The organism is Cryptosporangium minutisporangium (genome assembly GCF_039536245.1).
Lineage (GTDB): Bacteria > Actinomycetota > Actinomycetes > Mycobacteriales > Cryptosporangiaceae > Cryptosporangium > Cryptosporangium minutisporangium.
Genome location: NZ_BAAAYN010000014.1, coordinates 43,568 through 56,373 on the forward strand (window position 1 = coordinate 43,568; position 12,806 = coordinate 56,373).

General features: G+C 72.2%; 11 protein-coding genes. 2 read left to right on the plus strand and 9 right to left on the minus strand.

Going from position 1 to position 12,806, the window contains the following annotated elements:
• Window positions 1-46: 46 nt before the first annotated feature.
• Together ABEB28_RS11240 and ABEB28_RS11245 are read right to left on the minus strand one after the other, a co-directional pair.
• Window positions 47-274 (minus strand): hypothetical protein, encoded by a 228-nt coding sequence (locus ABEB28_RS11240; RefSeq protein WP_345727968.1) that lies wholly within the window; start codon window positions 272-274, stop codon window positions 47-49.
• A gap of 124 nt (window positions 275-398) precedes the next feature.
• Window positions 399-1,847, minus strand: a complete 1,449-nt coding sequence (locus ABEB28_RS11245; protein ID WP_345727969.1) for a gluzincin family metallopeptidase — start codon at window positions 1,845-1,847, stop codon at window positions 399-401.
• Window positions 1,848-2,090: 243 nt separating this feature from the next.
• On the opposite strand from ABEB28_RS11245, the gene ABEB28_RS11250 reads away from it, so the two are divergent.
• Window positions 2,091-2,627 carry a hypothetical protein gene (locus ABEB28_RS11250; protein ID WP_345727970.1) on the plus strand — a complete coding sequence of 179 codons (537 nt, stop codon included), beginning with the start codon at window positions 2,091-2,093 and terminating at the stop codon, window positions 2,625-2,627.
• Window positions 2,628-2,753: 126 nt separating this feature from the next.
• On the opposite strand, the gene ABEB28_RS11255 is transcribed toward ABEB28_RS11250, so the two are convergent.
• From ABEB28_RS11255 to ABEB28_RS11280, 6 genes are all read right to left on the minus strand, one after another.
• Entirely contained in the window at window positions 2,754-3,854 is a 1,101-nt protein-coding gene (locus ABEB28_RS11255) for a hypothetical protein (RefSeq protein WP_345727971.1), read from the minus strand.
• Between the two features lie 138 nt (window positions 3,855-3,992).
• Window positions 3,993-4,667, minus strand: coding sequence for a response regulator (locus ABEB28_RS11260; RefSeq protein WP_345727972.1), 675 nt, complete (start codon window positions 4,665-4,667; stop codon window positions 3,993-3,995).
• Entirely contained in the window at window positions 4,664-7,045 is a 2,382-nt protein-coding gene (locus ABEB28_RS11265; protein WP_345727973.1) for a sensor histidine kinase, read from the minus strand. Before ABEB28_RS11265 ends, ABEB28_RS11260 begins: the two co-directional genes overlap by 4 nt.
• A gap of 517 nt (window positions 7,046-7,562) precedes the next feature.
• Window positions 7,563-7,733: a hypothetical protein gene (locus tag ABEB28_RS11270; RefSeq protein ID WP_345727974.1), complete on the minus strand. Its 171-nt coding sequence runs from the start codon at window positions 7,731-7,733 to the stop codon at window positions 7,563-7,565.
• 106 nt (window positions 7,734-7,839) lie between these two features.
• Window positions 7,840-8,358, minus strand: a complete 519-nt coding sequence (locus ABEB28_RS11275) for a cysteine dioxygenase (RefSeq protein ID WP_345727975.1) — start codon at window positions 8,356-8,358, stop codon at window positions 7,840-7,842.
• A gap of 216 nt (window positions 8,359-8,574) precedes the next feature.
• Window positions 8,575-8,943 carry an STAS domain-containing protein gene (locus ABEB28_RS11280; protein ID WP_345727976.1) on the minus strand — a complete coding sequence of 123 codons (369 nt, stop codon included), beginning with the start codon at window positions 8,941-8,943 and terminating at the stop codon, window positions 8,575-8,577.
• Window positions 8,944-8,991: 48 nt separating this feature from the next.
• Here ABEB28_RS11280 and ABEB28_RS11285 point away from each other — a divergent pair, with 48 nt between their 5' ends.
• Window positions 8,992-10,371: a PP2C family protein-serine/threonine phosphatase gene (locus ABEB28_RS11285; protein WP_345727977.1), complete on the plus strand. Its 1,380-nt coding sequence runs from the start codon at window positions 8,992-8,994 to the stop codon at window positions 10,369-10,371.
• On the opposite strand, the gene ABEB28_RS11290 is transcribed toward ABEB28_RS11285, so the two are convergent.
• Complete coding sequence (locus ABEB28_RS11290) at window positions 10,368-12,716, minus strand: SpoIIE family protein phosphatase (protein WP_345727978.1); 2,349 nt, start codon at window positions 12,714-12,716, stop codon at window positions 10,368-10,370. The two genes, ABEB28_RS11285 and ABEB28_RS11290, sit on opposite strands and share 4 nt — an antisense overlap.
• Between the last annotated feature and the right edge of the window lie 90 nt (window positions 12,717-12,806).

Here is a 12,806-nt window from a genome sequence, read left to right on the forward strand (position 1 = left end):
CACGGAGCGGGCCGGGCGGTGCGCCGCCCGGCCTGTGCCGCGTTGATCAGAACGCTGAGTAACGACGGCGCCGGACGGCCGGCCTGCCGTCGGCGTCCCGCCGGATGTCGTGCGTCGCTCCCGGGGGTAGCGGCTCCTCGTCCGCGGCGTCCCGGGATCGGTCGACCTCGACCGCCTCGCCACGCGCGATCAGATCGGCGATGAATTTCTCCGCGGCCTCGACCTCGGCGGCGGACTGCTCGGCCGTTTCGACGGCTCGTCGTGCAGCGCTCACGCCTGCCTCCCGAATGCTGGCCGACACGCCAGGATCGTCATGGACTTACCCACCACATCGACGGTAACTCGTCCGGAGCCGCTTGGGACCGTGCCAAGAATCCCGAAAACCGGACGCCCCGCCCTCAGTCGAACACTCGCCGCACCAGCACCAGCCCGACGCCGTTGTTCGCGACCTCGTGCGTCCGCAGCGTTCCGTCGAGGCCACCGGACGCCGTGAAGCCGCGCCGGTACTCCGGGGGTACCGCGACCCGGCCCTGCCGGAACAGGTCTTCCACGAACGCCAGCGCGATGTCCTCACCGCCGGTCGGCGCGAGGTCGCCGCGGGACGGCGCCGCCGCCGCGACGGCGAACCGCGGTTCCTCGATTGGAGCGCGCACCGTGAGGTCGTCCGGGAGCCCGTACTGCCGCCCCGGTACCGCCACCGGCGACGTGAACGCGGAGCGGGATCCCGAGACGTCGGGCGCGATGTGGCGCTCCAGCGCCTTCTCGTCGGGCCCGGCCGTGCCGTCGGCGACCGCCTCCGCCGACCCCGGCGACAGGATTCCGTGCCGGATGAACGCCGCCTGTAGGGCGGGCGTGTACTTACCGGCGAACTTCTCCTGATCGACCCGGATGAGGTGAGCGGCGACCTGGGCGTAGTACGCGGGCACCGCGGCCGTGCGGGTCACCGCGGTCACCAGCAGCGTGGCCGCGTCCTCGCCGGCGATCCGCAGCGCCTCGTCGTCCACCGTGCCCTCGCCGGCGAGCGTGTGGACCATGCCGGCGAGCGACCGCAGGAACGCGCCGGTGAACACCCGGGAGAACGAGTGCGGCCCACTGGAGAGCTGGCTGGCCGGCGCGGTCGGCGGGAGCGAGACCGGATTCAGGTAGAACAACTCGTTGGACGCGTTGCGCAGGCAGTCCGGGTCGGCCGAGGACGGCGCGACCTGACGCACCGCCCAGCCGAGCTGCTCGGCCAGCCGGGAGAGCCGCGACGACCGGGACAGCTCCCCGCCGGTCTCCCCCATCACCTGCTCACGGAGCGAGGCGAGCCGTAGCCCCGAGAGGACGGCGCTGATGTCGCCGAACGACTCGTGGAACGCCGCGATCTCCGCGCTCGCCGCGTCCCACATCCAGGCGCAGAGCGCATCGAGGACGGCGTGCCCGGTCTCGTGGCTGACGATGTCCGGGCTCTCGCCGGACCACACCGTCACGCCGGAGACGTGCTGCCGGAAGAACGAGAGGCCCCGCCGGTCGTAGTACGCGTTGAGGTCGACGCCCGCGTCGAGGTTCGCGACCAGGGTGTCGCCGACCGCGGGGTTCCACGTCGCCCCGTCCGGGAACGTCTCCATCGGGAAGAGCGGTGCGTACAGCGTGACCGTCCGCCCCAGCGCTTCGGCCGCCGTCCAGTACCGCACCGCGCCCTCGGCGTCGGACGGCACTGCTCCTTCGACGTCGATCGCCAGCGGACCGGTGCGTAACGCCGGTCGCGCGCGCAAGACCGGCGTCCTGGTCGATGGCGGCGCCCCGGGATCGTCCTCCCAGACGCTCACCTCGTCGGCCTGGTCCCCTGCTTCGTGCACCGTCGCCACGACCGATCCTCTCATCTCCGCTGACGGTCCCCATGATGGCCTGTCGCCGCCACCGGGAAACCCCGAATCGGAGGGGTCCGACACGCTCCGGCAAGGCGCGTCGCGCTCGGTAACCACCAAATGTCCCGGAGGTCACCAATTGATACTCCGGTTTAACCCTGAAACAGACGGTGGATGAGGATCGGTGTTCTTGATCGAAAAACTAGACACTAAGCCTCCTTTTCGTCGGTTTTATATGCTTTCGTGGAGACGTTCGCCCGAGAGGAGGCGACAGCGGCGGCGATCCCGCCCGAGGAAGGGAGCGGCTGGATGACGATGATGGGCACCCAGACCACCGGCACTGTTGGTGCTGTCGGCACCGCGTACTCCGCCCCGGCACAACCGGCGCGCGCCCTGTGGAGTGACCACGACGCGACTCTGAACGACCCTCCGGAGCAAGCGTTCGCCGAAGTGTTCGGCGACGCGGACCGGGTCCGCATCGCGCTCTGGATCGACCGGACCGCTCCGGCCCACGGAGGGCTGTTCGGTGTCGACACCTGCGCGTCCGAGCTCAGCCTGCCCGAGTCGACCGTGCGCAGCGCGCTCGGGCCGCTGCAACACGTCGGGATGGTGAAGTACCGCGGTGGTCTGTACATGCGCTGCGATCACACGCTGTGGTCGGTACTCAAGGTCCTGCGGAACTTCGCCGGCCCGGCGCTCATGCAGGAGGCAGCCGGTCCGCCAGCGGAGCCGACGAACGAGCCTCGCGACGCCCGCGCGGCGACGTTCTACTTCGGCTGAGCACCGCACTCCGACCACGTCACACGGCCCGCCACCCTCGGTGGCGGGCCGCCCTGTCAGAGCAGCCCTGTCAGAGCAGCCCTGCCAGAACAGCCCTGCCAGAACAGCTCGGTCAGAACGGCTCGGTCAGAACAGCTCGGCGGCGCGGTCGATCAGCGCGCTGACCACGGCCGGCCGGTCGCGCAGTTGCCGGAGCCACTCAGGGCCGTCGCCCTCTGCGGCGAGCTTCTCGGCCTCCTCGACCAGGAGCATCCGCAGCTCGCCCGGAGAGGGCCCGGTCGGCTGCGGACGCCGCAGCTCCCCGTCCTCGGCCAACACCCCGCTCCGGGGTTGCGCGGCGGTTTGCGCCAGCTCACGCACTCGGTCGAGGAAGCGGCGGAGTAACGCGCCGGCCGCCGCCACGTGCTCGGTCCCGACCACCCAGCGGCCCCGCTGCTCGATCACCAACTCGGCGACGTCGTCACCGGCCGGCCCTCCGGCCAAGTGCGTGAACTCGACGTCCGACCGCAATCCGGCGACGTCCAGGCTGAGCACCGTGCGGTTGGCCTCGGCCAGCCCGATCAACGCCGCGTACTGCTCCGGCCGCGCATCCCGCCAGGCGACCAGCGCCGCGGCGAGGTGCCCGGTGGAGGCGGCCAGGTCGGGCTCTGCCTTCCCGTCGGTCCCGTCGGGGGCGTCCGGCCAGGCCCGGGTGAGCGCCGACGCGAACGCACCGCGCCGCACCCCGTCCACCAGCGGCGCGACGACCGTCGGACCGAGCCGCACCCGCCCGCCCGCCGTCGGGATGCAGGTGTAGTAGCCGACGCTCACGATCAGCGCGACCAGGAGCACGCGTCCGGTCGGGTCCACGTGCGGCAGGAACGATCGCTGGTCGAGCCAGCGCTCCGGCCGCGCGACCAGGCCGGCCGCCGAAAGCCGGGACCGGACCCGGTCGGCCAGCACGGATTGGGCACAGCTGACGATGCGCGCCTGGGTCCACGCCTCGCGCTCGGGCTGGCGCTGCCAGGCCGCGACGACGCGCTCCTGGGCGTCGAGCGCCAACTCGTCGCAGACCAGGCAGTGTTGCGAGTGCGCGTCCCGCAGCAGCGGGCTCCGGGTCGCCGAACATCGACGGCCCTGGTGCAGCTGCTGACGCTGACGCGTGAGGGCGCTCCAGACCACCCGGGCGACCTCTGCGGTGTCCCGTTCGGGTGTGAGGCGGGCCGGACCCGCCGAGACGACGACCACCTCGACTCCCTTCAGCTGTCCTGGGCGGTGCGGGAATCGGTAACTGACTGTGGTGCGAGCGGCCGCGACACGAGGCCTAAAGTTTTGACGGTGCTGCGGACGGCCCGCGCCCACTGAACGGTGGTCATCGTCAAGCCCTCAACTAGGGATTCGGCGGATAGCCCGCGGCCCGAGCGCCGGCGACGGACGGAGGATGCCGTCCTCCAGCGCACGTTCGCGGAGATCGAGTTTCGTACGCGCGGCACGGCCCGCGTCGTCGTACTTCGCCCGCACCCGGTCGAGGTACCCCTTCGCGGTGGACGGCTTCACCCCGAGCCGGCGCGCCACGTCGGTCATTCGCAAGCCGGACGCGTACAGGCGGAGCGACTCGGTCTCCTGCAGGCTCAACGACGGCCTGGTGGGCCGCTGATCGCTGCGGAGCGCGAACGCGAGCGCCGGCGTCATGTACTTGTGCCCGAGCGACGCCGCGCGCACTGCGGCGCGGATCTCGGTCGGGTCCATGCTCTTGTGCACGTAGGACAGTGCACCCGCCTCGATCGACTCGACGATCAGGTCGGTGACGTCCTGGGTGCTGATCGTCACGACGGCGGGGCCCGCCTCGATCACCGCGCGGACGTTGTCGCCGACCGTGCTGCCGTCACCCAGCCAGACGTCCAGCAGGACGACGTCCGCACTGCGCCCCCGGCCGGCCAAGAACTCCTCCACCGACTGGGCGAGGTCGATCACCCTGAGCCCGGTGTCGGCAGGCGCCAGCCAGGCCGGTAGTCCCTGCAACACCAGAGGATCGTCGTCGACAGCGGCCACCGTGATCATGAGACCCACCTCACCTCCACCCAGAAACTGCTCGAACCCGGTTCTTCGACATCCGTACTGACCGTTCCCGGAATCGCGGCCCGCACCCGGTTCAACAAGCTCCACATCGCTGCTTTGACCGCCGACCGCTCGGACGCGACGGGGAGCAGCACGGTCGCCGACGCGTCCCGATTGCCGCCGCTCAGCGTGACCACCGCCTCGCCCGGGCTGGTCATGCGCAGGATCGCGAGCACCGCCGCGACCAGTTCGGCGCGCACCGGCTCGGGGACCTCACCGAAGTCGGGGGCGATCCGCGCCTCGAGCGTCGCCGAGCGGTCCGCGGCCGCCCCGGAGAGCGACGACACCATGTCGCGTCGCCACACCGAGTGCTCACCGGCCTCGGAGAGCTCGGCGAGCATCGCGCGCAGCCGGCTGGCCTCGATCGCGCACCGAGCGCGTACCTCGGGATCGGCGGGGTCCAGCGTGCCGTGCGCCAGCCCGCGGACCAGCGGACGGAGCGAAGCACCGAGTTCGCGCTGCCACCGCTGCCGATCCTCCGCGACCGCCGCCAGCGATTCCCTGCTGTCTCGGATCCGGGCGGCCTCCTGCACGCCCGCCTCGGCCAGCGCCCCGTTCCGCCGGACCAGGCCGTAGGCCATCACGACGGCCAGCTGCAGGATCAGCGCGCAGAGCAGCGCGGTGACGATCCGGTCGACGGCCTGCGCGTCCGGGCCGACCTCGATGAGTACCGCGCCGACGCACGCGGCGACGACGAGCGCGGACCACCCGAGGTACTCGGCGATCGGACGGTGCAGGGCGATCAGCGCCAGCGGCCAGCCGATCGCACCCGGGATCCAGTTGATCCAGAGCACGACCTGGTCCGAACCGTCGATCGCGGCCAGCCCCGCGACGGCCGACCCCAGCACGAGGAGCTGGGCGCCGAGCATCGCGACGATCGGGAGCGGCTTGGTCGGACCGCGGACCGCCACGCCGACCACGACCGCGAGGATCACGGCCCACGCCGCCACCTCCAACCAAAACGGCTGGTACGCGTCGCGCGACGCGACGATGAGCGAGCCGCAGTACAGGAGCCAGGCCAGCGCGATCACGACCAGCGCCCGGGCCATGCCCGCGCGGTAGCCGGCAGCTACCGCCGCTTCGTCGGGCTGCGGATCGTTGCGCACCGCAGCGACGAGCGGCCCCGGATCGTCGGGTGAGCGCCATGTCAGCGTGACCTCGGTGCCCTGCCCCTCCGCGGAGTCGATCCGGGCCCGGCCACCGACCGCCGCCATCCGCTCGACGATCGACCGGCGAACGCCGGTCTGTTCGGGCGTCGTCGCGGTCGGATCGAACCCCTTGCCGTTGTCCCGGACGACGATCCGCACACCGCCGTCGACGATCGTCGCGGTCAGCTCCGCGCTGCTGGCCCCGGCGTGCCGTTCGACGTTCGAGAGGCTCTCCCGCACCGCACCGGCGAGCGCCTCGACCACGCCCGGGGGTAGGCGGGGCTCGTCGCTGGGCAGCGCCACCCGGACGGGCATCGCCCGGCAGCCGGCCTCCCACCCGATGCTCGCGAACAGCCCGGACGTGTCCGGGACGTCGTCGAGCCGGTCGAGCAGCGCCAGGTCCCGCCCGCAGCGCGCCCGGACGAGGTCGAGCCGGTCGCCCAGCGCGCCGCGGGCCACGACGGTCAGCGTGCTGAGCACGGTGTCGTGCAGGTTGCGCTCGAACTGGCGACGGCTGTGCAGGCGGCTGCGCTCGACGGTCAGCTCGGCGCGGGCCCTGGCGACGTGGTCGAGCGTCGCGTCGGCCCGGCGGGCTCCGCCGCGGATCAGCCGAACCACCACGATCGCGATGAGGCCCTGGATCAGGAAGATCGCGGCTTGGTTGTCGTGGCTGCCGATCAACGGCTTTCCTGCCGCGACGACGCCGACCAGGAAAGCCGCGCTCTCCGCCGCCGCGAGCGTGATCGTCCAGACCGGAGTGACCGACCAGGACGCCACGAAGATCGCGACGCTGGCGCCGCCGACCACCCAGGTCGTCGGGTCGCCGACGTACGCGGCGGGCAGGATCCATGGAGCCAGCGCGAGGTACGCGCAGAACAGCAGGCTGTCGGCGGCCGCGACCCACGGCACTAATCGGCCGTGCCGCAGGAACCACGCGTACGCCGCGCCCCAGACCACGCTGCTCGCGACCGCGGCGTGCTGCCACGGCTCGACGCCGCCCGCGGCGATCGCCTGCGGATAGGCCAGTACCGGCGTGAGCACCGACCACGCCACCCGGAAGATCAGCGCGATGCGTGCGGCGGAGGCGTCCAGGGCGTCTTGCGCGACGGTGCCGGCGGCCGGTGCCGCGACCCGTTCTTCCCGGAGCCTTCCGCCGTTGTCCCTACCGTCCATCCCGTCGCCCGCATCGGACCGGTCCGCGGAGCCCCCGCTCCTGCCCCCAACCGCTACCGTCCGCACGGCGCACCCGCGTCGTCGTCGCGCACCTCCGTCGGTCGACCCGGTGCGGGTCCACCGACAGCCGGGCCGTCGGCGCGGCGCGAACACCCTCGCCGCCATGAAGCGTTGACCCTCCGTCCCCCTGCGGTGCCCCCCAGGTACCGCTCACCGACCGCGGCCGCTGAGCCGCGGCTGCCGAGAGGCCCTCACGCTGCCAGGCCCCGAAGGGACGGCTCCACCGTGCTAGCCCTAAGAAAGAACCCGCCGTCTCCCCCGAGATGGGCGGTTCCGATCGTCCAGCGATGCTGGTCGCCGGAGTCTAGCTGGGGAAACGAACCCTCCGAGAGCGGCGGAATCCACCTTGACCGGCCGTACCGTTCGAACTAGACCGTTGGGCTCGACCAGCACCGACGAACGGCTCACCGGGCGGTGGCCGGAGGAACGACGACGCGTCGGGGGCCTCGAGATGCCGCTAGAAAGGAGTGCCGACCGCGGGGAATCCGGGCACCAGTCCGTCCACGATCAACAGGTCCAACCAGGACGCCAGTACCTCGTCCTCGGCCAGCAGGCGCCGCGCCGCGACGTCCGCCAGGCCGGAGGGTGGCGGCGCGGGCGGCAGCGGGCACACACCGGACGGGTCCATCACTGCTCCCCCTCGGCGTCCACAACCGTGCTAGCCCCCAACCTGGCCAGCCGCGTCCGCTGAATGTTGACGGACACGGCCGGAGAGGCTGGGGGCGTGGATCGACCTACCAGTCGGTGCCGGCCTTCTCGACGGCCGTGACCTCCGGGCCGTGCTCGGTCCAGCGGTAGCGAGTCATGCGGGTCAGCCGCGGTGCGTAGACGTGGATGCTCACCGCCGGCTCGGCGCCGTCGTTGACCACCTCGTGCAGGTGGTGCGGGCCGAAGACCCGCTGCTCGGACGCCCGGAGCGTCCGGCTGCGCAGCTGCGGCGGCGCGCTCGACGGCGTCCGGACGGTGTCTTCACGGAGCTGTCCGCGGACGACGGCGAATGCGCCGGCGGAGCCACCGTGGTCGTGCAGGCCGGTTCGCTGGCCGGGCCACCAGCTCAGCAGCCACGCCTCCACCGCGACGCCGTCCAGGGACGCGTCGACCTCCGCGTCGACGTCGAGGCGGCCGTACCAGCGCCGGTCGACGTCGTACCGGACGCGGGAGGCCCAGTCGACGTCGGCGACCAGTCGTTGCAGCAGGGACCCGAGGCGGAGGCCGGGCAGGGTTGGGGCTGGCAGGGTGTCGTTGATCGTCATCGTGCTCTCCGGGTCGTGGCGATCTCGGGCGGTCGGGGGATCAGGCAACCGACCCGCGACATCGCGGCACCCCGCCGGACGGCAGGCGCCTCGGCAGTCCCGTCGAGCACTTCGTTCCCATGGATCCAGTAAAGCACATAAGCCCTACCAGTTTGATAGGACTACGGCGCTGGCGCTGTCCCGCCCCTGACGGAGCAGGTGTTCGGTGGGCGACGGTTAGTTAGGAGACGTACCGGCCGCGGCGAGCTCGACGGCGTGGTCGAGCGAGTTTGCGGTCGGGAGGACAGTGGAGAGGCCGGAGATCGCGAACACCGCCTCGACGTCCGGGCGCAGGCCACACACGACGAGAGCACCACCGACACCCATGACCCACCGGGCGTGCGTCGCGACCGTTCCGAGGCCGGTCGAGTCACAGAACGTGACGCCGCTCAGGTCGAGGACGAGGTTCTCGCGACCCTCGTTACGCAACGCATCGAGGGATTGGCGCAGGGTGCCGGACGTGGCAATGTCGAGTTCTCCGGAGAGCCGGAGCACCCCGACGTTCCCGGACTCCCCGGCACTGCTCACCACGACGGACAAGTTCATCTCCACCCCTTCAGCACGTGTCAACGGATACCCCTCGAGGAGGGCGAAATGACCGACGCCGAGAGCGCAGCCTCCGCCGGCGCGCCGGCCCGTTCGCAGGTGAACGGCCTGATCCCGCCCAACGAGGCTGAGCGACTGCGGGCGGTCCGCCGGTACGACATCCTCGATACGCCCCCCGACGGGGCGTTCGACCGCATTGCGGCACTCGCCGCACGCATCTTCGAGGTTCCCGTCGCCACGGTGACGATCGTGGACGAAGACCGGATCTGGTTCAAGGCCACCCATGGCGTCGAGGTGACCCAGATAGGCCGTGACCCGGGACTCTGTGCTTCTGCAATTCTCATCGATGCCCCCACCGCGATCGAGGACGCGACCCTCGACCCCGTCGCATTGAACAACCCATTGGTCCGTGGCGAGTTCGGCCTGCGCTACTACGCCGCTGCGCCGATCACGACCAGCGACGGCTACCACCTCGGCACGGTGAACGTCATCGACCGGGTGCCGCGGCAAACCACCGCGGAGGAGTTGACGACGCTCCAGGACCTCGCGTCGATCGTCGTGGACGAGCTGGAGCTCCGGCTGTCCGCGATCCGCGAGGTGCGGCTGGAACGGCGTCGGCGGGAAGAGGTGCAACGCTCCAAGGGTCAGGTCGAGGAGGTCGCCCGCACGCTGCAGCAGACGCTGCTGCCGCCGCGGATGCCGCAAGTGCCCGGGATGGAACTCTCGGCGTTCTACCACGCGGCACCGCTGCAGGAGGTCGGCGGCGACTTCTACGACGTCTTCCCGCTGGGCGGACGGCGGTGGGCGATCTCGATCGGCGACGTCTCCGGCAAGGGCGTGCAGGCCGCGGCGCTCACGTCGCTCGCCCGGTACGCGCTGCGCGGCGCGGCGATCCAGACGTCGGACCCGTCGATGGTGATGGCCGCGCTGAACGAGACGATCGTCGCCGACCAGGCCGGGCAGGAGGTGCCGCGGTACTGCACCGCGGTGTTCTGCGTGATCGAGCAGACCGAGAGCGGTTCAGCGCAGGTGCGGCTCGCGAACGGCGGGCACCCGCCTGCCGTGGTGTGCCGGGCCGACGGCAGCATCGAGCGGCTCACCGAGTCCGGTCCGATGCTCGGCTGGCTGCCGGACAGCCGGTACCCGACGCTGGAGACGCTGCTCGGGCCCGGTGACGGGTTGCTGTTCTACACCGACGGCATCACCGACGCGCGCCGCTACGGACAGCGCTTCGGCGAGGGACGGCTGGCGGCGGCGCTCGCGGATCGTCCGCACAACAACGCGAAGTCGCTGGTGCGGTGGGTGCGGAATCTGATGAACGAGTTCGACCCGCCCGGTTACGACGACGTCGCCGTGATCTCGGTCAGCATCGAGCCCCAGACCATCACCCAACGCCAGCTCACCGCAGTCTGGTCAGCGGGAGACTAGGGCGCCGCGCGGAGCGCCAGTATTGCGAGGTCGTCTCGGAGCGGGCCGTCGCCGAAATCGGTGGCGGCGGTCCGCAGGCGGGCGGCGATGTCGGCGGCGGAGAGGCCGCCGACGCCGGCCAGCACCTCCGCCACACCCTCCTCGCCGAACTGCAGGTCACCACGGCGCCGCTCGGTCACCCCGTCGGTGTAGAACACCAGCGCGTCACCGCGCCCGAGATCGACCGTGACCTCTTCGACTTCGATGTGGTCGGTCAACCCGGCCGCCATCCCACCGATCCCGACCGGCTCGGCGCCACCGCCCGCGCGCACCAGGAACGGCAGCGGATGCCCGGCGAGGCAGAGCCGCAGCCGCAGCCCGCCCTCCCGCCGCTCGGCCAGCGCGGCCGCGACCGTGCAGAACACCGTCTGCCCGGTGGCCGGCCCGCCACCCTCCCGCACCAGATCGGCTTCCTCCACGAGCGCCCGGTTCAGCGCGGCCAGCGCGTACGGCAGGTCGCGCCCCTCCCGCGCCAGCGTGCGCAGTACGTCGCGCACCATGCCGGTCACCGACGCGGCCTGCGGTCCCTTGCCGCAGACGTCGCCGATCGCCAGCAGCCACCGGTCGTCGCCGAGCGGCAGGACGTCGTAGAAGTCGCCACCGACCTCGTTGCTCTCCCCGGTCGGCCGGTACTGCGCCGCGAACTCCAGGCCCTCAGCGACCGGCAGCGAGGCCGGGAGCAGCGCGCTCTGCAGCGCCTCGGCCACCGAGTCACGCTCGGAGTAGAGCCGCGCGTTGTCGACCGACAGCGCCGCCCGCCGAGCCAGGTCGACCGCGATCGCGACCTCCTCGGACGTGTGCCGACGTCCGGGCGGATCACCGATCGACATCGTGCCGACGACCTCGCGCCGTGCGGTGAGCGGAAGCACCAATCCCGACAGCCCACCGGTCAGCGGCGTCGCCGCGTGGGTGACCGTGGCGGCCCGGATCCGCTCCCGGAGTACGGCGCCCTCCGGCGCGAGGAACGCGTCCTCCAGTTCGGGGACGCCGCGCTCGTCGTTGTGGACGGCGACGACCAGCTCCGGATCGCCGGCGTCGTCGAGCGTGTGGATCACGCACCACTCGCCCAGCCGCGGCACGCAGAGCTGCGCGACCAGCGCAAGCGTCAGGTCGACGTCGAGCGAGGAGGCGAGCAGCTCGCTGGCGTCGGCGAGGAACGCCAGGTCGCCGCGGCGGGTCTGCTCGGTGTCGCGGAGCCGGGCGGCGTCCAGGCTCACCGCGAGACGTTCGGCGGCCAGCAGCGCGAAGACCGCGTCGGCCGACCGGAACAGGCTGCCGGCCGGGAGACCCAGTTCGAGCCGGCCGCGGATCGGCGGGCTCGACGGGAGCGCCACCGAGAGCGCGACCCCGGCACCGGCGGTGGCCAGTGCCCCGGTCGGCGGCAGCAGGTCGGCGTTGCGTGGCCGCGGCGGATCGTCCGGCCAGAGCCGCACCGGCGGGTCGATCGGGTCGTCGGTGATCCCGACGGAGGCCAGTGCCCGGACGCCCGAGCCCTCGTCCACCCAGAGGACGCCGAACGCCGCACCGGTGACCTCGCAGACCCGGTAGAGGATCTCCTGGGCCAGCTCGGTGGCTTCGAGCTCGTGCACCACCCGATCGGTGAGGTACGTCAGCCAGCCTGCCGCCTCAGCGGCGGGAACCACCGCCGCGGTGCGACCGGCGACCGGGCGGCGCAGCTGCTTCGGCGCCGGGATCGGGGACGACTCGGCCGCCGCCGGCCCCGTGGGCACCGGCGCGGACGACGGCCGGATCGTGAGCCCACCGGCGGAGACGCCGCCCGCCGGTACCGTCGCGCCCCGGCGTCCGCGGATCTTTCGCCCCAGGCCGACGCCCGGCTCGCGGCGCAGCCCCCAGCGGGGTTCGGCCGACTCGACCGGTTCGACCGGGACGTCCGCCTGCGGGGTCGGGACCGACCCGGCGAGCGTCACCACCGGGTCGTCGACGTCGAGGCGGAACCAGACCGATTTGCCCTGCCGTCCGTACGCGACGCCCCACTCGGACGCCAGCGAGTCGACCAGGTGCAGGCCCCGGCCGCCCTCGGCCAGCATCGGCGGCGGGAGCGAGGGGCCCAGCACGGCACGGCTGCCGTCGGTGACCCGGACCGTGATGCTGGCCGGGTCGCCGACGACCTCGATCTGCATGGCGGTACCGGCGTGGACCACGGCGTTCGTCGAGAGTTCGGTGGTCAGCAACGCGACCTCGTCGGCGATGGAGCCGAGTCCGCACTCCTCCACCACGTCGCGGGCCAGGGCGCGGGCGAGTGCGGGCGAGCGGGCGTCGCCCGGCAGCGGTGCACGCCGTGTCACCGCTGCGGAACCCGCCGGTCCCGAAGAACTCATCTGATGACCCATCCGCTGGCTCACCTCGCGCCGCTCGTCCTGCGCCGCCCGTCCACT